Annotated in this window: 22 protein-coding genes and 1 tRNA gene; 12 read left to right on the top strand and 11 right to left on the bottom strand. The window is 69.5% G+C overall.

The genetic code is table 11. The annotated features are described in order from the left end of the window. Positions 1-116: 116 nt before the first annotated feature. The 3 genes from B0I28_RS23790 (at position 117) to B0I28_RS23780 (ending at position 1,188) form a co-directional block, all read left to right on the top strand. Positions 117-533, top strand: coding sequence for a hypothetical protein (locus B0I28_RS23790; RefSeq protein WP_106366361.1), 417 nt, complete (start codon positions 117-119; stop codon positions 531-533). Between the two features lie 89 nt (positions 534-622). Then, positions 623-982, top strand: a complete 360-nt coding sequence (locus tag B0I28_RS23785) for a WhiB family transcriptional regulator (protein WP_106366464.1) — start codon at positions 623-625, stop codon at positions 980-982. Beyond that, the gene (locus B0I28_RS23780; protein ID WP_106366360.1) at positions 979-1,188 is read left to right on the top strand and encodes a hypothetical protein; all 210 of its coding nucleotides are present in this window, start codon (positions 979-981) and stop codon (positions 1,186-1,188) included. The genes B0I28_RS23785 and B0I28_RS23780 overlap by 4 nt, the downstream gene beginning before the upstream one ends. A gap of 65 nt (positions 1,189-1,253) precedes the next feature. Here the strand turns inward: B0I28_RS23780 and B0I28_RS23775 are convergent, their stop codons facing one another. Continuing rightward, a complete protein-coding gene (locus B0I28_RS23775; RefSeq protein ID WP_106366359.1) occupies positions 1,254-2,555 on the bottom strand; it encodes an ABC1 kinase family protein in 1,302 nt (433 codons plus the stop codon). 272 nt (positions 2,556-2,827) lie between these two features. Here B0I28_RS23775 and B0I28_RS27475 point away from each other — a divergent pair, with 272 nt between their 5' ends. Next, a complete protein-coding gene (locus B0I28_RS27475; protein ID WP_181245930.1) occupies positions 2,828-2,992 on the top strand; it encodes a DUF5679 domain-containing protein in 165 nt (54 codons plus the stop codon). Between the two features lie 142 nt (positions 2,993-3,134). Further along, positions 3,135-3,665 carry a M48 metallopeptidase family protein gene (locus B0I28_RS23770; RefSeq protein WP_106366358.1) on the top strand — a complete coding sequence of 177 codons (531 nt, stop codon included), beginning with the start codon at positions 3,135-3,137 and terminating at the stop codon, positions 3,663-3,665. 59 nt (positions 3,666-3,724) lie between these two features. Here the strand turns inward: B0I28_RS23770 and B0I28_RS23765 are convergent, their stop codons facing one another. Continuing rightward, positions 3,725-4,993, bottom strand: coding sequence for a zinc-dependent metalloprotease (locus tag B0I28_RS23765; RefSeq protein ID WP_106366357.1), 1,269 nt, complete (start codon positions 4,991-4,993; stop codon positions 3,725-3,727). Positions 4,994-5,106: 113 nt separating this feature from the next. On the opposite strand from B0I28_RS23765, the gene B0I28_RS23760 reads away from it, so the two are divergent. Together B0I28_RS23760 and B0I28_RS23755 are read left to right on the top strand one after the other, a co-directional pair. Further along, on the top strand, positions 5,107-6,078 hold the full coding sequence (locus tag B0I28_RS23760; protein ID WP_106366356.1) for a YlbL family protein: 972 nt from the start codon (positions 5,107-5,109) through the stop codon (positions 6,076-6,078). A gap of 100 nt (positions 6,079-6,178) precedes the next feature. Continuing rightward, positions 6,179-9,172, top strand: a complete 2,994-nt coding sequence (locus tag B0I28_RS23755) for a UPF0182 family membrane protein (protein WP_181245929.1) — start codon at positions 6,179-6,181, stop codon at positions 9,170-9,172. A 57-nt stretch (positions 9,173-9,229) separates the two neighbouring features. On the opposite strand, the gene B0I28_RS23750 is transcribed toward B0I28_RS23755, so the two are convergent. Next, positions 9,230-11,014: a serine/threonine protein kinase gene (locus B0I28_RS23750; RefSeq protein WP_106366354.1), complete on the bottom strand. Its 1,785-nt coding sequence runs from the start codon at positions 11,012-11,014 to the stop codon at positions 9,230-9,232. 214 nt (positions 11,015-11,228) lie between these two features. Continuing rightward, entirely contained in the window at positions 11,229-11,570 is a 342-nt protein-coding gene (locus B0I28_RS23745; RefSeq protein ID WP_146148216.1) for a hypothetical protein, read from the bottom strand. Positions 11,571-11,866: 296 nt separating this feature from the next. Here B0I28_RS23745 and B0I28_RS23740 point away from each other — a divergent pair, with 296 nt between their 5' ends. Continuing rightward, a complete protein-coding gene (locus B0I28_RS23740) occupies positions 11,867-12,805 on the top strand; it encodes a helix-turn-helix domain-containing protein (protein ID WP_106366352.1) in 939 nt (312 codons plus the stop codon). Positions 12,806-12,859: 54 nt separating this feature from the next. Here the strand turns inward: B0I28_RS23740 and B0I28_RS23735 are convergent, their stop codons facing one another. Then, entirely contained in the window at positions 12,860-13,033 is a 174-nt protein-coding gene (locus tag B0I28_RS23735; RefSeq protein WP_091054398.1) for a DUF397 domain-containing protein, read from the bottom strand. 436 nt (positions 13,034-13,469) lie between these two features. Here B0I28_RS23735 and B0I28_RS23730 point away from each other — a divergent pair, with 436 nt between their 5' ends. After that, positions 13,470-13,937 carry a hypothetical protein gene (locus B0I28_RS23730; RefSeq protein WP_106366351.1) on the top strand — a complete coding sequence of 156 codons (468 nt, stop codon included), beginning with the start codon at positions 13,470-13,472 and terminating at the stop codon, positions 13,935-13,937. A gap of 57 nt (positions 13,938-13,994) precedes the next feature. Here B0I28_RS23730 and B0I28_RS23725 read toward each other — a convergent pair whose 3' ends face one another. Then, positions 13,995-14,381, bottom strand: a complete 387-nt coding sequence (locus tag B0I28_RS23725; protein WP_106366463.1) for a phage holin family protein — start codon at positions 14,379-14,381, stop codon at positions 13,995-13,997. A 196-nt stretch (positions 14,382-14,577) separates the two neighbouring features. Here B0I28_RS23725 and pstB point away from each other — a divergent pair, with 196 nt between their 5' ends. Then, a complete protein-coding gene (pstB, locus tag B0I28_RS23720; protein ID WP_106366350.1) occupies positions 14,578-15,465 on the top strand; it encodes a phosphate ABC transporter ATP-binding protein PstB in 888 nt (295 codons plus the stop codon). Between the two features lie 87 nt (positions 15,466-15,552). Here the strand turns inward: pstB and pstA are convergent, their stop codons facing one another. The 4 genes from pstA to phoU form a co-directional block, all read right to left on the bottom strand. Further along, positions 15,553-16,449, bottom strand: coding sequence for a phosphate ABC transporter permease PstA (gene pstA / locus B0I28_RS23715; protein WP_106366349.1), 897 nt, complete (start codon positions 16,447-16,449; stop codon positions 15,553-15,555). Beyond that, the gene (gene pstC, locus B0I28_RS23710; RefSeq protein WP_245889087.1) at positions 16,446-17,429 is read right to left on the bottom strand and encodes a phosphate ABC transporter permease subunit PstC; all 984 of its coding nucleotides are present in this window, start codon (positions 17,427-17,429) and stop codon (positions 16,446-16,448) included. Before pstC ends, pstA begins: the two co-directional genes overlap by 4 nt. A gap of 82 nt (positions 17,430-17,511) precedes the next feature. Further along, positions 17,512-18,564, bottom strand: coding sequence for a phosphate ABC transporter substrate-binding protein PstS (gene pstS, locus B0I28_RS23705; RefSeq protein ID WP_106366462.1), 1,053 nt, complete (start codon positions 18,562-18,564; stop codon positions 17,512-17,514). 217 nt (positions 18,565-18,781) lie between these two features. Beyond that, positions 18,782-19,429 (bottom strand): phosphate signaling complex protein PhoU, encoded by a 648-nt coding sequence (gene phoU / locus B0I28_RS23700; RefSeq protein WP_106366347.1) that lies wholly within the window; start codon positions 19,427-19,429, stop codon positions 18,782-18,784. Between the two features lie 180 nt (positions 19,430-19,609). On the opposite strand from phoU, the gene B0I28_RS23695 reads away from it, so the two are divergent. Further along, on the top strand, positions 19,610-20,326 hold the full coding sequence (locus tag B0I28_RS23695) for a hypothetical protein (protein ID WP_146148215.1): 717 nt from the start codon (positions 19,610-19,612) through the stop codon (positions 20,324-20,326). A gap of 92 nt (positions 20,327-20,418) precedes the next feature. Here B0I28_RS23695 and B0I28_RS23690 read toward each other — a convergent pair. Then, positions 20,419-20,494, bottom strand: a tRNA-Lys gene (locus tag B0I28_RS23690). Positions 20,495-20,608: 114 nt separating this feature from the next. Between B0I28_RS23690 and obgE the strand changes: the two genes are divergently transcribed. Then, a complete protein-coding gene (obgE, locus tag B0I28_RS23685; protein ID WP_106366345.1) occupies positions 20,609-22,072 on the top strand; it encodes a GTPase ObgE in 1,464 nt (487 codons plus the stop codon). Positions 22,073-22,485 lie beyond the last annotated feature (413 nt).

The raw sequence follows: 22,485 nt of genomic DNA, 5'->3' as shown, positions 1-22,485 counted from the left end.
CCGAACATGACGGGCGTAGCGTTGCTCAAGCCGGGGAGAGGTGTGCACCTCAGGACCCGGCATGTAGGAGATGAAGACCAATGACGACCACGGAACCCGGAAAGGAGGGGTAGACGATGTTGCTGCTCAGCGAACCCAAGCAGACGACGACCTTCGGCGCGTCCGCGCATGAGTCGGCCATTGCCGTGTATCGGAACATCGCGCCCGTCTTCGCCCAGGTCCGTGGCACCACTCTGCCCGCTGCCGTCCTCAACATCACGGCTCCGAGCACCGTCGGCAATGTCGACACCACCGATATGGGCGCCGAGACCCTTCGTGGACGCAGCACGGCAGTCGCCGGGCTCGGTTGGCAGCCGGTTCTCACCGGCTCCGAGAAGCGTCACGGCGTCACCCGCGGGAGACCGCCTCGAGAACACCACCTGTTGGGCTTACAGGAGAAAGCCCAGCTCGGAACTCTCGAGGCCGCGAATCCCGCAACCGGGATCGCGGCCTTTTTGTATGGCGTGAAACGCCAGGTCGCGGCCCGTCAGTAGAAGAACAGACGAGACAGATTGCGAAGCAATTGAGTCCTCAGACAGCACTGATGCGACCGACCATCGACACGAGAGAGGAGACCGAGCCCATGACCGACACCCTCATCGGGCCTGAGCTGCGAGAGCAGGCCTGCCAGACCGGCAGCGACCTCCCCTGCCGCGAGTACGACGCCGACCTGTGGTTCTCGGAGCAGCCCACCGAGCTGGAGTTCGCCAAGTCCCTGTGCGCCGACTGCCCGGTGCGCCTGGAGTGCCTGACCGGCGCCCTGGAGCGCCACGAGCCCTGGGGCGTGTGGGGCGGCGAGATCTTCGAGAAGGGCAACGTCGTGGCCCGCAAGCGGCCCCGCGGCCGGCCCCGCAAGGACGCCGCGCTCGTCGAGCAGGCCGCGCAGGCGGAGCTCGCCGCGCGCACCCGGGAACTCGCGCTCGCGGGGGTGGCGGTGTCATGACCGTCGACTACCTGAGCCGCCACCTGAAGCGTGACGTCGGCGTGCAAGACCTCGGACCCTCCCTCGCGGAGGAGGTCGAGGCGGTCCGGCCGCTGGCGCCGACCACCGAGATGTTCGGACGCCTCCGCATGAGGAGCCTCTGGACCGAAGCCGGTTACAAGCGGGTCGGCCTCCGCGGCGGGAAGCACCGCCGCCGCAGGCATTGACCGCGCGATAACCGCGTTGGCTGAAAGGGCCCGCCCCCGGGAGGGGGCGGGCCCTTTCCGTTGTCCTAGAGGCGGTTCGGGTCGGTCGCCTCGGGGTCGGCGAAGCCCGGGAGCCATTCCACGAGGATCTCGCGCCAGTTCGCGGCGGCGCCGAGCTGGCACAGCACCCCGATCGAGCCCATCGTCACGCGGTGGATGAGCAGGTACGCGGGCGGGAAGCTCAGCTGCTTGTTCAGCTTCGCGGCCTCCGAGCCCTGCCCGGTGAGGCGCGCGCTCTCCTTGCGGAGCCACTCGCGCGAGAAGCGGAACTCGTCGCCCGCGATCGGCTCCAGCATCGGCACGAGCAGATCGAGCATCGCCTTCGCGTCGATGTCGAGCGACGGCGGCACGAAGCCCTCGCCGCGCAGGCCCGCGACGACGTCGTCGGCCCGGCCGTCGAGCGTCAGCCGCGTCAGGCGGCCCACCTGCACGGGCATCCCGCCGGGGAGCCGCGCGGCGGCGCCGAAGTCGTAGACCACGAGCCGCCCGTCCTCGCCGATCGCGAAGTTCCCCGGGTGCGGGTCGGCGTGCAGGAGCCCGGCGCGCTTGGGCGCCGAGAAGTGCAGGGTGCACAGGCGCAGCCCGGCCGCGTCCCGCTCCTCCTGCGTGCCCTCCCGGATGACCTCCGCGAGCGGGCGCCCCGGGAGCCACTCGGTGACGAGCACCTCGGGGCTGGCGTGGACGACCTCGGGGACCGCGATGAGCGGGTCGTCCCTGAACGCCTCGGCGAACTGCTGCTGCGTGGACGCCTCCAGCTCGTAGTCGAGCTCTTCGAGGAGCCGCTCGCGCAGCTCCACGGTGATCTTCTTGACGTCGAAGTTCGGTTGCAGCACTTTGAACATCGGGGCGATGCGCGAGAGGTGCCGCAGGTCCGAGCGCAGGGCGTCGCCCGCGCCGGGGTACTGGATCTTGACGGCGACGGGTCGCCCGTCCTTCCACACCGCCCGGTGCACCTGGCCGATGCTCGCCGCCGCGGCGGGCGCGTCGTCGAACTCGGCGAACCGGTCGCGCCAGTCGGCGCCCATCTGGCGCTCCAGGACGCCGTGGACGCTCGCCACCGGGAGCGGCGGCGCCGCGTTCTGGAGCTTCGTCAGCGCCTGCCGGTAGGGCGCGGCGAGGTGCTCGGGGAGAGCCGCCTCGAAGATCGACAGCGCCTGCCCGAGCTTCATCGCACCCCCCTTGAGCTGCCCGAGCACACTGAAGACGTGTTCGGCGGTGCGCCGCTGCGCCTGCTCGCTGAGGATCTCGTCGGCCAGTCCGGTCACGCGCTTGCCGAGGCCCACCGTCGCCCGGCCCGCCAGCCCCAGGGGGAGCGAGGCGAGTTTCATGCCCCGCACGATCGCCCGGCGCGGGAGGTCATCACCCGAATGGGCGGGTCCATGCCTGTCGCTCACGTTCCCAATGCTCTCACGGACGGGCCCGGTCGCGGAGGTCGAGCGAGGAGCGGAACCGCGTTCGCTGTATCACGCCCGGCCGCGGGCGCCCCGCGTGTGTCACCCGCACGGGTGAAGCGGCGCGGCGGGACTTACAGGCGTGAAATCTGTGGCATTCTGAGGCTGAACGGTCGCACAGCGTGACCGTCGCTACATGGGGGGTACCAGTGGCTACTGCTACGGAGACTTACAACGGGTACTGCGTCAAGTGTCGCGAGAAGCGCGACTTCGAGGGCACCGTCGTCGTCTCGGACTCGGGCCGCCGGATGGCCAAGGGGACGTGCCCGGTGTGCGGCACCAAGATGAACCGGATCCTCGGCAAGGCCTCGTGATCGCTGACCGGAAGGTCCACCCCTCGTCCGATCCCACTATACGGGAGTCTGGCGAGGGGATTTTCATTGCATAGCACCATGCAAGCCGCAATCGAGACATCTGCGTTAGGCGATTGTCACCCCCGCGGATTAGTGTGCGTTCATGGCGCGCAAAGTGCATCCCCCCGTCGAAGTGCGGCGCTCTCCCCGGCGCCGTGCCACCGTAGCGGCCTACGAAGAACGAGGCCGCGTGGTCGTCATGATCCCGGACGCCTTCTCTGAGAAAGAGGAGCGCGAATGGATCGACCACATGCTCGCGAGGCTCCAGAAGCGCGAGGCCCGCGACGGCCGCGCGTCCGACGACGCCCTGCGGGACCGGGCCGTCAGGCTCGCCCGGCGCTACTACCCCGACCACCCCGAATGCGCCCGTCCCGAGAGCGTCCGCTGGGTCGACAACCAGCACCGCCGCTGGGGCTCGTGCACCCCCTCCGACGGCTCGATCCGGCTCTCGCGCCGGCTCGCCATGATGCCGTCGTGGGTCATCGACTACGTCCTGCTCCACGAGCTGGCGCACCTGGTCCACCACGACCACTCGCGCCCGTTCTGGGACATGGTCGGCCGCTACACCAAGGCCGAGCGGGCCCGCGGCTACCTCGAAGGCATCGCCGACGCCGAGGCCAGCGACCCCCGCTAAGCACCGGAGCGCACCGAGCCGACCGCCGAGGCGGCCGGCCGCGAGGCGCTGCCCGACGCCTACTTCTCCTCGGGCTCGTCCCCGTCGTCGTCCTTCGGGTCGTTCACCGCGAGCTCGTCGAACATCGACAGGTCCAGGTCCTCCAGGGCCTCGGACACCGCCGCGAACGACTCGGGCCGCTCCAGGTCGGCGGCGCTCGGCATCAGGTCCGGGTGCGCCCACACCGCCTCGCGCCCCTCGGTCCCGCGGGCCTCGGCCAGCGACTGCCACAGCCGCTCCGCCGCCCGCACCTTCGCCTGGTCGAGCTGGAGCCCGACGAGCGCCTCGAACGTCTGCTCGACCGGCCCGCCGGAGGCGCGGCGCCGCCGCGTCGACTCCATGAGCCGGTCCATGGTCGGCAGCCGCTCGCCGACCGCCTCGGCCACGACCGTGTTGATCCACCCGGCGATGAGCGCCAGGGTCGTCGCCAGCCGCGCCAGCGCGGCCTTCTGCTGCTCGGTGTCCTCGGGCTTGAACACCTCGCTGAGGTCGAGCGTCGCCGCCGCCTCCTGGTCGGTGAGGTCCATCTCCGACATGGCCTCCTCGATGGCGGCCTCGTCGATGCGGATCTCCCGCGCGTACGCCTCCAAAGCGCCGAGCAGGTGGGCGCGCAGCCACGACGCGTGCGTGAACAGGCGGTGGGCGGCCGCCTCGCGCAGCGCCACGAACAGGCGCACCTCCTCGACCGGGAGCTCCAGGCCCTCGGCGTAGGCGGCGATGTTGCCGGGCAGGAGCGCCGCGACACCGGTCTTCCCCAGGGGCAGGCCGACCTCGGTGGAGGACAGCACCTCCCCGGCGAGCTTCGCGAGGGCCTGGCCCATCTGCGCGCCGAACAGCGCCGAGCCGACCCCCTTCATGAGGTCGGCCATCGGGCCGAGCATCCCGGCCATCTCCTCGGGGACGAGGGTCTGCATCGCTTCGCCCATCTGGGCCGCGAGGGGCTCGGCGAGCTGCTTCCAGGAGTCTTCGGTGCGCGCGATCCACTGCTTGCGGGTCCACGCGTCGGTGGCCGTGACCCCCGAGGGCCAGTTGACGACCGAGTCGAGCCACAGGTCGGCGAGGCGCACGGCCTCCGCGACGTGCGCCTGGTCGGCGGGGCCGACGGTGTTCTCGGCCTCCAGCTCGGACTCGGCGAGCTGGCGCGCGAGCTGCCAGTTGACCGGACCTGACGTCAGCGACTGCGCCATCATCTGCTGGAGCTGCTGCATCATCTGCTGCACGCGCGGATCGTTCGGGTCGGGCAGGTCGCCGCCCAAGTTCCCGAAGCCGAACGGAATATCGGAGCCCATGCGCCAACCGTACGTCAGAGGAGGGGGGCCGGGCCACGGCTGGCCGATCCGGGGGCCCCGCGTTCGCTGCGGGCCGAAAGCGCCCGTGCGCTTGCGCATGTAGGCTTCCCGGCATGCGAAGGCGTGGAATCACCGTCCTGTTGGGCGCCGTGCTCGTGGCGCTGCTGACATGGCAGGCGCTCTCGATGGACGTCGCCTACGTGGTGTTCAGCCCCGGCCCCACCGAGGACGTGCTCGGCTCCGAGGAGATCGACGGCGTCGAGCACCCCATCATCACCGCCGACACCGAGTTCCCCTCCGAGGGGCAGCTGCGCCTGACCACGGTGCGCGTCAAGCAGTCCGTGACCCTCGCCCAGGCCCTGCGCTACTGGGTGTCCAATGAGTACGCGATCATTCCGCGCGACCTCATCTACCCGCCCGGCGAGTCCGAGGAGGAGATCGCCGAGGAGCAGCAGGCCGACTGGGTCGAGTCCCAGTCGAACGCCGAGCAGGCCGCCCTCGCGTACCTCGGCGAGCCCGCCGTCATCTCCGTCGTCGCCGACTCCGCGGGGCTCCTCGAAGGGGACGTCGTCACCGCGGTCGACGGGACCGCCGTCACCTCCCTCACGGCCCTGGCCGATTACGCCGACAGCGAAACCACGGTGACGGTGACGCGCGACGGTGCCGCCGTCGAGGTGCCCGGCGTGGTCCTCGGCGACGCCGACCTCCAGTCCGTCCACGACGACCCCTACAACATCGAGATCGACACCGACGCCCTCGACATCGGCGGCCCCTCCGCGGGCCTGATGTTCGCGCTCGGCATCGTCGACCGGGTCACCGAGGGCGACCTCACCGACGGGACGGTCGTCGCCGGGACCGGCGAGATCGATCCAGAAGGGAACGTCGGCGGCATCGGCGGGATCCAGCAGAAGATCGCCGGCGCCGCGGACGCGGACGCCGAGGTCTTCCTCGCCCCGGCTTCGAACTGTTCGGACGCCGTCACCGGCGCGCCCGCCGATATGACTATTGTCAGAGTCGAGACGCTCGAAGACGCGGTCTCGGCGCTTGAGACCCTAGCGGCCGGCGGGGAAGTCACGACCTGCTGACCCCCGCGCCGCCAGACCCTAAGGAGTTGCTTCAGTGGCGAACCGGACGCCCGCCCCACCACGGATGAGCCGACGAGGACGCTACGTCCTGATACTCCTCGTGGGCGCGATTGTCCTGCTCTCGGTGCTCGGCTGGCTCGTCAGCCTGCGCACCGACTACCTCTGGTACGACTCCGTCGGGTACACCTCGGTGTTCTCGACGATGATGTGGACGCGCCTGGCGATGTTCGGCGTCTTCACCCTCGCGATGGCCGCCTGGTGCGGCCTCAACCTCTACCTCGCCTACCGCTTCCGGCCCGACACGTGGCCCGCGACGAGCGAGCAGGAGGGCCTGGAGCGGTACCGCGAGCTCATCTCCCCGAAGGCCGGCTGGTGGATCGGCGGCGTCGCCGCCGTCGTCGGCGTCTTCGCGGGCATGTCCGCGCAGAGCCGCTGGGAGACCTGGCTGCTGTTCCGCGAAGGCGGCCAGTTCGACTGGACCGACCCGGTCCTGAACATGAACGCCGGGTTCTACGTCTTCCGGCTCCCGTTCTGGCAGTTCCTCATCGGCTTCGGCTTCGCCGCGGTCGTCGTCGGCATCCTCGCCTCCCTGAGCGCCTACTACCTCTACGGCGCGCTGCGCTTCTCCGGCCAGGGCGACCGCATGACGAACGTCGCGCGCATCCACCTGTCGGTCCTCGTCGCGCTCTTCCTGGGGCTCAAGGCCGTCGCGTACTACTTCGACCGCTTCGACTTCACCACCCAGGAGAACCCGGTCACCGACATCGTCGGCGGCGGGTACACCGAGATGACCGCCCTCATGAACGCCAAGAACGCGCTCATCTGGGTCTCCGTCATCGCCGCGGTCGTCATCCTGGTCTTCTCGTGGGGCTTCACCCGCTCGCTCGCGCTGCCCGCCGCGGCCCTCGGCCTCGTCGTGGTCACCGCGATCGCCGCGGGCGGCATCTACCCGGCCGTGGTCCGCAACTTCCAGGTCGAGCCCAACCGCCCCCAGCGGGAAGGCGAGTACGCCCAGCACACCATCGACGGCACCAGGTACGCCTACGGCATGGAGAACCTGGAGACCGTCTCCTACGAGGTCGAGTCCCGGCCCGACGCGACCCAGCTGGCCTCCGCCGACAGCCCGGCGAACCCCACCGTCGAGGACCCGGCCCTGCCCGACACGTCGAACCCGACGATCTCCAACGTGCGCCTCATCGACCCGTTCGTCGTCTCCGACGCCTTCACCCAGGCCCAGCAGCCGCGCAGCTTCTACGACTTCAACGAGAAGCTCGACATCGACCGGTACACCTACACCGATGAGAACGGCAACGAGGTCACCGAGGACTTCGTGGTGGGCCTGCGCGAGCTCAACCCCGACCAGCTCACCGACGAGCAGCAGGACTGGACCGTCGCCCACACCGTGTACACGCACGGCTGGGGCTTCGTGTCCGCCTCCACGACCGAGAGCGACGGCGGCGCGCCGTGCTTCACCTCCGGCGTGCTCTCGGACGACGCCGGGAACTGCCAGATCGGCAACGACATCATCGACGTCGAGCAGCCCCAGATCTACTACGGGCTTTTGAACAACGAGTACGCGATCGTCGGCGTCCCCGAAGGCGAGACGCCCCGCGAGTACGACCGCCCGACCGACGTCACCGTGGTCGACGAGGACGCCCCCGAGGAGGACGCCGAGGAGATCGGCGACGACCGCTACACCACCTACGAGGGCGACGGCGGCGTCGAGATCGGCTCGATCACCCGGCGCCTGCTCTACGCGTGGGAGTTCCAGGAGCCGCGGTTCCTGCTGTCCGACCAGATCAACGAAGAGTCGCAGCTGCTCTACAACCGGAACATCCGCGAGCGCGTGCAGATGGTCGCCCCGTTCCTGACCGTGGAGTCCGACCCGTACCCGGCGGTCGTCGACGGCGAGGTCGTCTGGATCGTCGACGGCTACACCACGACGAACGAGTTCCCGTACTCCGACCGGGTCAACCTGGCCGACGCGACGAACGACACGTACTCCGGCCAGGGCGTCGCCAACCAGGCGTCCGAGGAGGTCAACTACATCCGCTCCTCGGTCAAGGCGGTCGTCAACGCCTACGACGGATCGGTGAAGCTGTACGAGTTCGACGAGGAGGACCCGATCCTCAAGGCGTGGAACGCGATCTACGGCGGCGACCTCATCATCCCCAAGGACGAGACCCCGCAGGCGCTCCAGGACCACTTCCGCTACCCGCAGGACCTCTTCAAGGTCCAGCGGAGCCTGCTCCAGCGCTACCACGTGGACGAGTCCCGCACCTTCATCGAGGGCGGCGAGGCGTGGGCGACGCCCTCGGACCCGTCGCAGGCGCAGGAGGTGACTCAGCCCGCCTACTACGTGTACGCGACGTACCCCGACCAGGAAGGCGAGGCGTTCTTCCAGCTCACCAGCAGCTTCACGCCGAGAAACCGGCCGAACGCGCTGGCGTCGCTCATGTCGGGCTACTACGACGAGAACGGCGATCCGCAGCTGACGGTGTACGACGTGGCGGGCGGCGACGATCAGTCCGTGCGGCAGATCCACCAGATCATCACGTCCACATCGGAGGTGGTGACGACGCTGCGCGACGCCCAGCAGACGGGCACCACAGTCGAGTGGGGCAACCTCCTGACGCTGCCGATCGGCGACGGCATCCTCTACCTCGAACCGATGTACCTGCGCAGACAGGCGGGCGGGCAGGGCGAGGACCTGCCGGTGCTCACGAACGTCGCCATCAGCTACGGCGGCTACGTGGGCTTCGCGCCGACGTTCGAGGAGGCGCTGAACATGGTGGTGATGAAGTACGTCTCGGGTGCGCCGAGCGAGGCCGAGCAGACCGAGGGCGAGGACGGCGGGGAGTCCCCGTCCGAGACGCCTTCGGAGACGCCGACCACCGAGGCCCCGACGACGGAGGCGCCCGACACCGGCGAGCCGCCTGAAGTCGAGGCCGCGATCGACAACGTCCTCGCCGCGCAGGCGGCGTACGAGGAGGCCCAGGCCTCGGGCACGAACGAGGAGCAGGGCCGCGCGCTCGACGACCTCCTCGCCGCGCTCGACCAGCTCGAAGCGGCCCGCGCGGCGGCGGGACAGTAAGCAGCACAACGGGAAGCGCCCGGGGCCGATGGCCCCGGGCGCTTCCTCGTGCTCCGTCTACTGCTCGTCGTCCCCGGGGCCGGGGGTCTCCTCCGACTCGGGCTTGCACGCCTCGGCGTCGGCCGCCCGGCGGACCGTGATCTGCACCGTCGACCCCTGGTCGGCCTCGGCGCCGCCGCTGGGGGACTGGCGCACGACGCTGCACTTCGCGTCGCCCTCGCCCTCGTACTCGACCGCCGGGGTCAGGCCCGCCTCCTCGATCCGCGAGCGCGCGTCGGCCTCGGTCTGGCCGACCACGCCGGGGACGCTCGCCTTCGCGGGCGGCGTGGGGGAGCTGCTCTCGGTGGCGCTCGCCGACCCGGTCGGGTTGAGCGAGGGCCCGGAGGTGGGGGGCGCGGACGGGTCGGTCTCGCCTGGGGCGGAAGCGGAGTCGCTCGGGTCGGGCGTGGTCGCGCCCTCCTCGTCGTCCTCGTCGTCCACCCAGTGGCCGTCGTCGCCGTTCTGGCCCTGCACATCGGTGTCGGCGGTCCCGGACCGGTTCGCCAGCGGGCCGTCGCCCCCGTCGCCGTCGCCCCACGGGAGGGTGGTGGCGATGGCGCTGACCGCGGCGATCCCCGCGAGGGTCGCGGCGAGCGTGATCCACAGGCCGCGGCGCCGCGGCCGCTCCCGGGGCGCCTCCTGCGGCGGCGGCACGATGCCGGTGGGCGGCGTGGGGACGCGGTGCGCGCCGGTGACCGGCGGCAGCGAGTGGCCGTCGGTGCGGTACACGGGATGCTGCCCCGAGGGGGTCGGCCCGGCCCCCGCGGGACGCCGGTGCGCGCCGGTCTGCGGCCCCGGCTGCCGACCGGTCTGCGGCGGCTGCGAGACCGGAGCGTGCTGCGGCGCAGGCGGCCCCGGCGCGGGCGGTGGCGGTGCGACCGGGTGCGCGGCGGACGGCTCGTTCACGTCCCGCCGGTCCATCATCCGGGTCCGGGCGGGCGCGTTCCGCGGTCGGGTCAGGAGCGCGGTGCGCACCTCCCGGCAGGCCCCGGCGAGCGAGGCCGCGTCGGGCCAGCGCGAGGACGGGTCCTTCTGGAGCGAGCGGCGCACGATCTCGGCGACCTCGTACGGGATCTCCGCGGGCAGCGGCGGCGGGGCGTTGCGCAGGTGCGCCGAGAGCACCCCGAGCGGGGTGTCGGCGCGGAACGGCGGCGCCCCGGCGAGGCACTGGTGGGCGACGACGCCCAGCGAGTACAGGTCCGAAGCAGGGGTGAGGTTCTCGCCTGCGGCCTGCTCGGGGGACATGTACGTGACGGTGCCGAGCACCACCCCGGTGGTGGTGAGCGTCAGGTTGTGGTTGGCGCGGGCGATCCCGAAGTCCACCAGGACGACCGAGCCGTCGCCGCGGACGAGGATGTTGCCGGGCTTGATGTCGCGGTGGACGATCCCGGCGGCGTGCGCGACCTGGAGCGCCTCGGCGACGCCGCCGACGACCTGGAGGGTCTCGGCGGTGCCGAGCTTGCCCCAGAGGCCGAGGAGCCGCGAGAGCGGCTTGCCGTCGACGAACTCCATGATGAGGTACGCGAGCTGGGCGTCCTCGTCCTCGATCTCGCCGTAGTCGTAGACCTCGACGACGCCGGGGCCCTGCATGACGGCGATGGCGCGGGCCTCGCGGCGGAACCGCTCGCGGAAGCCGCGGTCGTCGACGAGGTCGGCGAGGAGCACCTTCACCGCGACGGTGCGCCACAGGATCGTGTCGGTGCCTTCCCAGACGTCGCCCATGCCGCCGCCGCCGACGCGGCGTTCGAGCCGGTAGCGCCCGTCCAGGACATCGCCGGCCTTGAGGTTGCGCGTGCTCAGCATCGGGCGGCTTTCCCCTTCTCGGCGAAGCCCTGCCAGTGCTGCTCCGCCTCCTCGGCGACGCTTGCGAGCCGTAAATTTGACAAGCGTCGGACTATCTCTCCCGGGTCTAACGACCGGGGGCCGCTGAGGCTACGCGCTGGATCGGGCGATCTTCGGATCCGTCGCGTTTCGGGGGGAGGCCGTCGCGGCGCCGCCGTCGGTGCGGCGCCGCGGGTCAGTGCTCGGGGGTTCCGGTGAGCGCCAGGGACCGGGACGGGGCGCTCACGCCGGCCCCGTCGTCGGCGGCCGGGGCTTCGATCTGGGCTGCACCCTTGCCAGTGGCCGGGGCGTCGGACTGGTGCACGGCCTGGCCGAGCTGGCCGTCCCAGCACGCCCACGAGTGGCAGGGCCAGGACTGGCCGCAGTGCCCGCACACGGGGTGCTTCGCGCCCTGCTGGTCGAGTGCGGGGGTGTGGCGCTTCCACCAGCGCGCCTGGACGCGCCAGAGGCTCGGCACCAGCACTTCGCTGGGCGGCTCGTCCGGCGGCGGATTGTCGAGTGTGTACGGACTGCGCAACGCAGGCTGCCTTTCAGGTCTTCGTAACGGACTGGATCCCTTGTGGCCCTGCGTGATCGGGCCGAGGAACCGCAGTGTGCCCTGGTCGTCGCCGAGGTGCGGTGTCGAATCGGTACAGTCGGGGGAGGCGGGTAGCCCCTCCGTACAGTAGAATTGCACATGCAGATTTTGGATGCAAGAGGTATAACCGGATCGGGTGGCGATTCCTCCTCCCGACAGGCGCGACCGGACGAGCGGCCAGAAGTCCTCCCCGACCGGTGCGTCACTCACCGAATCCGGAGAGATCAGGGTGTCAAATGGGAACATCGAACGACAACGCTGACAGCGATCTGCCGAAGAAGTTGGGAGGCAAGGCGATGCCTTCGAGCGGCAGCCCCACCGTCCGTCGCCGCCGCGCCGGGAAGATCCTGCGGGACCTGCGCGAGAAGTCCGGCAAGGGCGCCGACGACGCCGCGGCCGCGCTGGAGGTCACCAGCTCCACCATCTACCGGATGGAGCTCGGGCGCGTCGGCATCAAGCCCCGCGACGTGCAGGCCCTCGTCGAGGTCTACGGCGTCGAGGACGCCGAGCTCGTCGACGAGCTGGTGCGCCTGGCCCGCGACGGCCGCAAGCGCGGCTGGTGGGCCCGCTACTCGGACACCATCTCCCCGCCGTACGCGACCTATGTGGGCCTGGAGCAGGACGCCTCCAGCCTGAACGTCTACGACGGCCTCATCATCAACGGCCTCCTCCAGACCCGCGAGTACGCCCGGCACACGTTCAGCATGGTCCCTGAACGCTCTCTGCGGTACATGGACCAGCGGATCGACCTGCGCATGGAGCGCCAGCAGCGGCTGCGCGGGGACCTGAAGATCTGGAACGTCATCGACGAGGCCGCGATCCGCCGCGTCCTGGGCGGGCCGAAGGTCATGATCGACCAGCTCCAGAACCTCCTCGAACTCGGCTCGCTGCCGAACGTGCACCTCCAGGTGCTGCCGTTCGAAGGAGGGGCCTACCCGGGGATGCTGTCCTCGTTCACGATCCTCGGCTTCGGGGAGCTCGACGGGGAGGTCGACCCGGGCTACCGCCACCCCGACGTGGTCTACATCGAGGGCCACAACGGCGACGTCTACGAGGAGGGCGAGGATGTGGAGCCGTTCCACGAGATCTTCGGGTTCCTCCGGTCGGCCGCGCTCGACCCGGGGCGCAGCCTTGAGTTCATCGAGCGACAGGCCCACCACCTGAAGTCGCTCTAGCGCCGATGCGAGGGGGCGGCCACCGCGGTAGGCGGTCGCCCCCTCGCTCCGTCCCTACCTGCCGGATGTCCGCAGCAGCGAGGCCCAATCGGCCCGACCGGCGCGAAGAATCGGGCTCACCGTCAGCTTGGTGTCCCTGATCTCCACGCCCTCATCGGCGAGCCTGGCCTCAACGCAGGCGCCGTTCGGGCCCGACCTGCTGCTCTTCCTCCATGTGTGGGTCAACATGGATCTCCTCCTTCCAAGGAGCCTTTCGAGTCCCCAGGACGGCTCTTACCATAGCCGCCGCATGGCAAGCGAAACGTCGACTATCCGTCACTATCAGGTTTTGGACAGAGCCGTGTCCCAGTTCCCTAAATCGCTGCGGCGCATGCGGCCTCGGATTCTTCACGAATCACACTCGCGGAATCCGCGAGCGACATTCACTCCATCGGGTCGCGCCTTCGGCGCGCCACCGCCACCGCCGCCGGCGTCCGCGCGCCCCCGGCGCTGGCCCGCGGGTTGGCCGGGCCCCCTCCTGGGAAGCCCTCCAGGACACCACGGTTCCGCGGCATTTTCCCGAGAATTCACGGAATCGCCGAACCAGGGGGACTTTCACAATTGCAGGGCTCGAATGGAATAATATTCAGACCGACATCAACAGCACTGGTCACGGGGGGTGACGATGAAAGACGCCATTGAAACCTCTACCACCGCGTTCGCCGCAATCGTCGCGATCGTCCTCATCTTCGCAGCGGTCCTCGGACTGCGGTCCTTCATCGAGGGACGGCGCCGCCGAAAAGCCCGGGCCAAGACCGACGCCGAAGCGTGGACCGAGCTCCTCGGGAAGCAGCTCCAGATCGCCCCGGCCTCCGTCGGCGACACCGAGGCCGCGGCGGCCCTGGACCGCGCCCGCAAGCTCCACTACGGCGCCGTGCAGAAGCTCAAGACCGCCAAGAAGACCAAGCAGTTCGAGCGCATCCGGACCTACGCGCTCGCCGGACTGCACAACCTGAACATCATGCGGCGCCGACTCGGCAAGGCACCCGGGCCCCAGGGACCGATCCCGTTCAACTCGGGCGCCGGCACGAAGAAGCGCGACGACAACATCCGCGACGTCGCGACCGGGCCGTCCACCGGACTGCCCTTCTAGGGACCGAGCAACGCGGAAGGGGGCGGCCGACCGGCCGCCCCCTTCCGCGTACTCCTTTTAGTCCACTTCCTGGCGCCGCGGCGACAGCAGGTCCATGACCCACATCGCGATCCACACGATGATCGCGCCCCAGAACGCCGGCCAGAACCCGTCCACCGCGAACCCGAGCGACAGCTGCTCCGACACCCATCCGGTGAGCCAGAACATGAGCGCGTTGACCACCAGGCCGAACAGGCCCAGCGTCAGCACGTACAGCGCGCAGCCGACCATCATCACGATCGGCTTCACCAAGGTGTTCACCAGCGTGAAGATCAACGCCACCAACAACAGCGACACGAACTTCGCGCCCGTGGAGTCCCCGTACAGGGTGATACCGCCGACGATCGCCGTCGCGAGCCACAGGGCCAGCGCCGTCAGCACCAGCCGTATCAAGAATCTGAACATGGCGCCAAGTATCGCCGCCGCCACTGTCCGCCGTCCAGTTTCCGCCGATTCCAACGGGACCCGGTGCGAGACCGAGCCGGGCCCTCGCGTTCACCCCCGGTTCACCGGAGAGTGAATCCGCCGCTACTCGCCCGGCCTATCCTCGGCCCAGCCCTGCTTGACATCCCGACCTGCGTCCCATGCAGAAGGAGCGATCATGAGCGACCCGGCACTGCCCGCGGCCCGCCCCACCGTCGACCCGCGGCGCCTCACGGCGGCCCCCCAGCCGGCGCACCAGCGGGCCCCCGGCGGCGGCGCCGACACCGCCACCGTCTTCGACATCAAGGACGTCGACGTCTTCTACGGCTCCTTCCACGCCGTCAAGAACGTCAACTTCACCGTCGCCAAGAACGAGATCACCGCGCTCATCGGCCCGTCCGGCTGCGGCAAGTCCACCCTGCTGCGCTCCCTCAACCGGATGAACGACCTCGTGCCCGGCGCCCGCGTCGCCGGCACCGTCGCCTACCGCGGCAAGAACATCTACGACCAGGGCGTCGACCCCGTCGAGGTCCGCCGCCGCATCGGCATGGTCTTCCAGAAGGCCAACCCGTTCCCGAAGTCCATCTTCGACAACGTCGCGTACGGCCCCCGCATCCACGGCGTCAAGCGCTCCGAGCTCGCCGGGATCGTCGAGGACTCCCTCAAGAAGGCCGCCCTCTGGGACGAGGTCAAGGACAAGCTCAAGCAGTCCGCGCTGGCCCTCTCCGGCGGCCAGCAGCAGCGGCTGTGCATCGCCCGCACGATCGCGCTCGCACCCGAGGTCGTCCTCATGGACGAGCCCTGCTCGGCGCTCGACCCGATCGCGACGGCCCGCATCGAGGAGCTCATGGTCGACCTGGCCAAGCAGTTCACGATCGTCATCGTCACGCACAACATGCAGCAGGCCGCCCGCGTCTCCGACAAGACCGCGTTCTTCTCGACCGAGGTCAACGAGCTCAGCGACACCCGCACCGGCGTCCTCGTCGAGTTCGACGACACGCAGCGGATCTTCACCACCCCCTCCGACGAGCGCACCGAGAACTACGTCACCGGCCGCTTCGGCTAGATCCGGTACGACGAAGAGCACAGACGAGGAAGGGCCCCGCCTCAAGGCGGGGCCCTTCCTCGTTTGCGAGACCAGGTTCGCGGTGCGCTAGCGCTTGTCGATGGCGAAGCGCGCCGCGATGATCCGGGACAGGATGGTGAACACGAAGACGATGGCGATCAGGGTCAGGGCCGCGCCCCACGCGCGCTCCTGCGAGGCGGCGAACGGCTGGCTCGCGTTGCGGAAGATCTGCGCCGCGAGCGTCGTGTTCTGGCCGTCGAACAGGTCCGGCTTGTAGATGTAGGTCAGGCCCACCGTGACGATGATCGGCGCGGTCTCGCCCGCGGCGCGGGCCACGGCCAGCAGCGAACCCGAGGTGATGCCCGACGACGCGGCCGGGAGCACCACGCCGAGCACCGTGCGCCACTTGCGCGCGCCCAGGCCCGACGAGGCCTGCCGCAGCTCGTCGGGGACCAGCCGCAGCATCTCCTCGGTCGAGCGGATCACGATCGGCAGCATCAGGCACGCCAGGGCCAGCGCCCCGCCGAAGCCGGTCTTGTCGCCGATGACGATCACGTAGCCGACGTAGATGAACAGGCCCATCATGATCGACGGGACGCCGGTCATGACGTCGGCCATGGTGCGGATGAACCGCGCCAGCGGCTTGTTCTTGCCGTACTCGTTGAGGTACACCGCGCCCAGCACGCCGATCGGGATCGACATCAGCGCGGCCATGCCGGTGATCGTGAGCGTGCCCAGGATCGCCGGGCCCATGCCCGGGCCCTCGGTGCGGTAGTTGCGCGGGATCTCGTCGATGAACCACGCCAGGCTCCACGCCGACGCGCCCTTCGACACGACCTCCCACGCCACGAGCGCCAGCGGCAGCGCCGCGACGAGCACGCACAGCGCGATGAGCGAAGTGGCGGCCCGGTTCGCGAAGGCCCGCCGGAACGACAGGTTGCGGCCCGACAGGTCGGGCGGGGTCTGTCCTTGCAGCGCCGTCATGAGTGGGCACCCTTCATCTTGATCTCCGCGCGCCTGACCACGGTGCGGGCGAGGAAGTTGATCAGGACCGTGATCGCGAACAGCACGACGCCGATCCCGATCAGGGCCTCGGTGTGCATGCCGCTCGACTCGCCCCACTGCTGGGCGATGACCGCGGCCATCGTGTTGCCGGGCTCGAACAGGTTCGTGCCGACGGTGAGCGAACCGCCGATGACCAGGGCCACCGCGATCGTCTCGCCCATCGCCCGGCCCAGGCCGAGCATCGAGGCGCCGACCAGGCCGCCGAACGAGTGGGGGAGGATCGCGCCCTTGATCATCTCCCAGCGGGTCGCGCCGAGCGCGTACGCGCCCTGCTTGTCGATCTCGGGCACGGTCGCGAAGACCTCCCGCGAGATCGACGTGATGATCGGGATGCACATGACCGCGAGGATCAGCCCGGCCGTGAAGTAGTTGCGGCCGGTGTTCGTCTCGTCGAAGATCGCGTTCAGGCCCGGGACCGGGGCCACGACCCCCGCCCACCACTGGTAGATCGGCGTGACCCACGGGATCAGGACGATACTGCCGACCAGGCCGAACACCACCGACGGGACGGTGGCGAGCAGGTCGACGATCGTGACGATGTACTTGCGGGAGCGCCGGTGCGCGACCTCCGTGATGAACAGCGCGATCCCGATCGACACCGGCACCGCGACGACCATCGCGATCACCGAGGTCACCAGGGTGCCGTACAGGAACGGGAGGGTCCCGAAGATCTCGTCGCCGGGAACCCAGTCGGTCCCGGTGAGGAACTCGACCGGGTCGTGCGCGATCGCGGGCCACGCCTGCACCGACGTGGTCACCAGGATCAGGCCCAGCACGACGAGCACGGTCAGGCCGGCGAGGGCCACCAGCCCGGTGAAGCCCTTGTCGGTCCGGCGGGAGCGAGCCTCCCCGCCGAGGTCCACCTGCGGGGGCGATTCGGGGGATGCCGTAGTGGTCAAGAGAGTCTCTCCGTTTTCGTGAGCGGAGCGGCCGAAAACCCCAGCGGCGCTGCGGCCGTTGGGGTCGTCGGATTCCGTGGTCCTAGGCAATCGTCTCGTTCAGGGCGTCGACCGCCTGCTGGCGCAGCGCGTCGGGCAGCGGAGCGAAGTTGTTGTCCGCGGCGATGTCCTGGCCGTCGGTGAGCAGGTAGTTCACGAACTCCTTGACGCCGGCGGCGACGTTCTCGTCCTCGTACTCGGTGTGGAGCAGGATGTACGTCGGCGCGACGATCGGGTAGGTCTCGGCGCCGGCCGCGTTCAGCGGGTTGTACGACAGGTCCTCGGCGACCTCCGCGCCCTCAAGGGCCGCGGTGGTGGCGTCCAGCGTCGGCTGGATGAACGCGCCGTCGGCGTTCTCGATCGACGCGGTGACCAGGCCGGTCTCGGACGCGTCGGCGAGGTCGACGTAGCCGATCGCACCCTCGGTCTGGGTGATCACGGTCGCGACGCCGGTGTTCTTCTCGCCGCCGATGGAGCCCTCGGGCCAGGTGATCTCGTCACCCGCGCCGAGCGTCCACGCGTCGGTGGCCTCGTCGAGGAACTTGGTGAAGTTCGAGGTGGTGCCCGAGCCGTCCGAGCGGTGCGCGATCGTGATCGCGGTGTCCGGGAGCTCGACGTCCGGGTTGGTGGCGGCGATCGCGTCGTCGTTCCAAGTGGTGATCGCGCCCTGGAAGATGTTGGCCAGCGTCTCCTGGTCGAGCTGGAGGCCGTCCACGCCCGGCAGGTTGTACGACACCGTGATCGGGGCCGCCACGGTCGGGATGTACTGGAACGAGCCCTCCGCGGGTCCGTCGCCGTCCTTGACCAGGGAGTCGGAGCCCGCGAAGTCGTTCAGGCCCTCGCCGAACTCGGACTTGCCCGTGCCGGAGCCGACGGCGTTGTAGGTGACGACAAGCTCGGGGTTGACCTCGGCGTACGCCTCGATCGCCGCGGCGTAGAACGCATCCGGGAAGGAGGCGCCCGAACCCGTGATCTCACCGGAAGCCAGGTCGCCGTCGCCGGCCTCGTCGTCGCTGCCGCCGCCGCAGGCCGCCATGCTCATGGCGAGCGCACCCGCGGTGATGGTGCCGAAAATGGTCCGGCGGTTCAGTTTCATGTTCACAGCTGGTCTCTACTCCGTCTCCCGGAAGGGGCCCGGGTCGCTTCTTCACTGTCCGCAGCCATCAAACCCAGAGCCGGTGTTCACCCGCTGACGTGAAGCTGAACTCAAGGTGAACGACTGAGCGCGATTCGCAACGGCGACGGAGAGACCAAAAACGCGGGCCTCTGACCTGGCACTTTAACCCGGTCTCGGCCCGTCCGTGACCAGACCGTTATGAACGGTCGAGGTGCACGTCCCCTGTGACGGCGTAGACCACCTGGTGCGAGATGCGCACCGCGTGGTCCCCGAACCGCTCGAAGAACCGCGCCAGCAGCGCCACGTCCCCCGCCGTCTGCGGCCCGTACCCCAGGCCCGGGAGCTGCGCGTGGATCCGCTCCTGGATCGCGTCCAGCTCGTCGTCGTCCAGACCCATCTGCGTCGCCAGCAGCTGGTCCTGGTCCTCCAGCACCACCACCAGCTTCTCCGCGACCCGCCCCGCCGCGGCCCCCATCGCCGCGAAGTCCGGCCGCAGCGAATCCGGGATCACCGCCGCGGGCGCGCGCAGCAGCACCGACTTCGCCACGTGCTTCGCCAGGTCGCCCATCCGCTCCAGGTCCACCGAGATCCGCACCGCGCCCAGCACGAACCGCAGGTCCGACGCCACCGCGTCGTACTGCGTCATGAGCTCGATGATCCGGTCGTCCACGCGGAACTGGAGCGCGTTGACGTGCTGGTCCTCCGCGACCACCGCTTCGGCGGCCGCGGTGTCGCCCTCCAGGAGGGCCGCGCTGGCCCGCTCGATGGCGTCGGCCACGCGGCGGGCCATGTCGACGAGGAGTTCGTTGAGCTCGTCCAGGTGCTGGTGGAACGGGTTCTGCATGATCGGCCAATCGCGGTTCGGAACGGGCTGACGCGAGCCGCGTCGCGGTCGCCTCCGAGTCTAGAGGCCCGCCCCGGCTCCCGCACCGAGCGCGTCCCCGGCAAACGCCGGGCGAACCTCCTTGGACGCTCGGCGATACAGTGAGTGCGAAGCACGAACGATCCCCAGGGAGTGGACCAGATGACCTACCCCTCGCAGCCGGGCTACCCGAGCCCCTACGGCCAGCAGCCCCCCGGGCGCCAGCAGAACACGCTGTGGCTCATCGGCGGCACGGTCGTGCTCGTGCTCGCGATCATCTTCACGGTGATCCTCATCGTGGTCCAAGGCGCCCAGGACAACTCGACGACCAACGGGGGCGACGACGGCGGCAACAACGGCGGCGACAACGGAGGGGACGACGGCGGCGACAACGGCGGCGACCAAGCGGCCGTCGAGATGAACGAGGAGGCCTGCTCCGCGTTCGGCCTCGACTCGTTCGAGTCGAACTACGGCTCCCTTGACCCGGACTCCACCTACAGCTCCGCGTCCACGACCGGCGGTTTGCCGTCGCTGACGTGCACGTTCTACAACGAGGACTTCACCTCGGTGTCCATCTACCTCAGCGACAGGGAGTCCGCGAGCGAGGTCACCGACAGCGTCGCGTCCGACTCGGAGTACTACAACGAGGAGGCCGGCTACACCTACGCCGACTGGGACGGCTACGGCGACGCCGGCAGCCTCTACAGCTACGACTACGGGGACAGCACCTCGTACACGCTGCACGTCGCACTCGGCAGCCTCGACGTCACGATCTCCTCGACCCTGTACGACAACGAGAACGTGAGCGCCGAATCCGCCGAGGAGACCTGGGCCGACTTCGTCCAGCAGTCCGACTCGCTGTTCGCGGACTACACCTAGACGCACGAGGGCCCGGCCGCACCCGCGGCCGGGCCCTCGCACACGCTGTTCCGCACAAACCAAAAGAGGCCCTGTGACCAGGACCTCTTGTGTGGTGCGCCGCCAGGGACTCGAACCCCGAACCCGCTGATTAAGAGTCAGCTGCTCTGCCAGTTGAGCTAGCGGCGCTTGGTGATTGAGTGGACGCGGCGCTTTCCGCCGGTGTCCCTCGCACGAGGAGAAACTTTAGCATGTGCTTCGGCCTCCGTCTCCAGGGGTCCCCGGGGTGGCTACCCTTGAGCGGTGACAAGTTTCGTAGACCGCGTGAATCTCCAGGTCATTGCCGGTAAAGGTGGCAACGGCTGCGTGTCGGTCCACCGTGAGAAGTTCAAGCCGCTCGGCGGCCCCGACGGCGGCAACGGCGGGCACGGGGGTGATGTGGTCTTCGTCGTCGACCCGAACGTGCACACGCTGCTCGACTTCCACTTCCAGACCCGCCTCCAGGGCGGCAACGGCAAGCACGGCCAGGGGTCCAACCGCGACGGCGCGACGGGCGAGTCCATCCGGGTGGCCGTCCCCAACGGCACCGTCATCTACTCCAATGGCGAGGTCCTCGCCGACCTGACCGGCGACGGCACCGAGATCACCGTGGCCCAGGGCGGCCGCGGCGGCCGCGGCAACCGCGCCCTCGTCAGCTCCAAGCGGAAGGTCCCCGGCTTCGCCGAACTCGGCGAGCCCGGCGACGAACTCGACGTGGTGCTCGAACTCAAGAGCGTCGCCGACGTCGGCCTCGTCGGCTTTCCCTCCGCGGGGAAGTCCTCCCTCATCGCCGCGATGTCGGCCGCCCGGCCCAAGATCGCCGACTACCCCTTCACCACGCTCGCCCCGAACCTCGGCGTCGTGTCCGCGGGGGAGACGACCTACACGATCGCCGACGTCCCGGGCCTCATCCCGGGCGCCGCCGCCGGCAAGGGCCTCGGCCTCCAGTTCCTGCGGCACATCGAGCGCTGCGCGGTCCTCGCCCACGTGGTCGACACCGCCAGCCTCGAAAGCGACCGCGACCCGGTCTCCGACATCGACGCCCTGGAGCACGAGCTCGCCGAGTACGGCGGCCTCGCCGACCGGCCGCGCATCATCGTCCTCAACAAGACCGACATCCCCGACGGCCGCGAGCTCGCCGAGTACGTCCGCGGCGACCTTGAGAAGTACGGGTGGCCGGTCTACCTCGTCAGCGCCGTCAGCCGCGAGGGCCTGAAGGAGTTGAACTTCGCCTTCGCGAAGCTCGTCCAGGAGTACCGCGCCGCGCAGCCCCCGGTCGAGGCCACCCGCACCGTCATCCGCCCGGCGGCCGTCGACGACTCCGGCTTCTCCATCAAGAAGGTCGTGCCGGCCTACGAAGGCGACGTCGAGTTCGTCGTCTCCGGTGCCAAGCCCGAGCGCTGGATCGGCCAGACCAACTTCGAGAACGAAGAAGCGGTCGGCTACCTCGCGGACCGCCTCGCCAACCTCGGTGTGGAAGACGGACTCGTGAAGCAGGGGGCCGTCCCCGGCTCGATCGTCCGGATCGCCGACCACGAATTCGAGTGGCAGCCGACCGATCCCAACATCGTCGCGACCGTCGGCCCCCGCGGCACCGACGCCCGCTTCGAGATCAGCGACCGCAAGGGCGCCGACGAACGCCTCGCCGAGCGCAAGGAGCGCCGCGCCGAGACGCTCGAACGGGTCGCCAAAGAGAAGGAAGCCAGGGGCAAGAGCCGCCGCGGCTAACCCCATTCGCGGACTGACCAGCGGAAACGCGGGGTTCGCAAGAGTGTGGCGCCGAGCACGCACCCCCCTTGCGAACCCCGGTTATCCGTCGCGTAAATTTGTCTTTGCCCGCGGGGGAAACGGACAGGAAAACCGAAAGGACCTGGACGAGGACCTAAAGGGCAAATCTCCGAATGAATCGATCGGGGGGCCAAAACGGCCCGAAAACCGGCCTGATAAGTTACTGGAGCCGCTCCGGTCGGAGAGGAACTTCCAAGAAGTTTCAGATCTGATTAGTGCGTGTTGTTTGAGAACTCAACAGGGTGTTTGGATGGTCAACGTGTGGGCTGGCTGAGTCGCTTCGGAACTGGGTTTCGGGGTGTGCTTGGTTGGTACTGTTTTTGACTGTCTTTTCCTTGGGACACTTGCTTGGT

Source organism: Glycomyces artemisiae (assembly GCF_003002955.1).
GTDB classification, from domain to species: domain Bacteria; phylum Actinomycetota; class Actinomycetes; order Mycobacteriales; family Micromonosporaceae; genus Glycomyces; species Glycomyces artemisiae.
Note: the sequence above shows the minus strand (reverse complement) of the source record. Positions and strands in the feature narration are given on the sequence as shown.

What these genes read in the sequence shown, in the direction of transcription:
- B0I28_RS23725 (WP_106366463.1), bottom strand. Translation starts at nt 14,381, where the DNA reads ATGTTCAGATTCTTGATACGGCTGGTGCTGACGGCGCTGGCCCTGTGG.
- B0I28_RS23770 (WP_106366358.1), top strand. Translation starts at nt 3,135, where the DNA reads ATGGCGCGCAAAGTGCATCCCCCCGTCGAAGTGCGGCGCTCTCCCCGG.
- B0I28_RS23750 (WP_106366354.1), bottom strand. Translation starts at nt 11,014, where the DNA reads ATGCTGAGCACGCGCAACCTCAAGGCCGGCGATGTCCTGGACGGGCGC.
- B0I28_RS23735 (WP_091054398.1), bottom strand. Translation starts at nt 13,033, where the DNA reads ATGTTGACCCACACATGGAGGAAGAGCAGCAGGTCGGGCCCGAACGGC.
- B0I28_RS23780 (WP_106366360.1), top strand. Translation starts at nt 979, where the DNA reads ATGACCGTCGACTACCTGAGCCGCCACCTGAAGCGTGACGTCGGCGTG.
- B0I28_RS23775 (WP_106366359.1), bottom strand. Translation starts at nt 2,555, where the DNA reads ATGAAACTCGCCTCGCTCCCCCTGGGGCTGGCGGGCCGGGCGACGGTG.
- B0I28_RS23790 (WP_106366361.1), top strand. Translation starts at nt 117, where the DNA reads ATGTTGCTGCTCAGCGAACCCAAGCAGACGACGACCTTCGGCGCGTCC.
- phoU (WP_106366347.1), bottom strand. Translation starts at nt 19,429, where the DNA reads ATGCAGAACCCGTTCCACCAGCACCTGGACGAGCTCAACGAACTCCTC.
- B0I28_RS23785 (WP_106366464.1), top strand. Translation starts at nt 623, where the DNA reads ATGACCGACACCCTCATCGGGCCTGAGCTGCGAGAGCAGGCCTGCCAG.
- B0I28_RS23730 (WP_106366351.1), top strand. Translation starts at nt 13,470, where the DNA reads ATGAAAGACGCCATTGAAACCTCTACCACCGCGTTCGCCGCAATCGTC.
- B0I28_RS23765 (WP_106366357.1), bottom strand. Translation starts at nt 4,993, where the DNA reads ATGGGCTCCGATATTCCGTTCGGCTTCGGGAACTTGGGCGGCGACCTG.
- B0I28_RS23695 (WP_146148215.1), top strand. Translation starts at nt 19,610, where the DNA reads ATGACCTACCCCTCGCAGCCGGGCTACCCGAGCCCCTACGGCCAGCAG.
- pstB (WP_106366350.1), top strand. Translation starts at nt 14,578, where the DNA reads ATGAGCGACCCGGCACTGCCCGCGGCCCGCCCCACCGTCGACCCGCGG.
- pstS (WP_106366462.1), bottom strand. Translation starts at nt 18,564, where the DNA reads ATGAAACTGAACCGCCGGACCATTTTCGGCACCATCACCGCGGGTGCG.
- pstA (WP_106366349.1), bottom strand. Translation starts at nt 16,449, where the DNA reads ATGACGGCGCTGCAAGGACAGACCCCGCCCGACCTGTCGGGCCGCAAC.
- B0I28_RS23760 (WP_106366356.1), top strand. Translation starts at nt 5,107, where the DNA reads ATGCGAAGGCGTGGAATCACCGTCCTGTTGGGCGCCGTGCTCGTGGCG.
- B0I28_RS23740 (WP_106366352.1), top strand. Translation starts at nt 11,867, where the DNA reads ATGGGAACATCGAACGACAACGCTGACAGCGATCTGCCGAAGAAGTTG.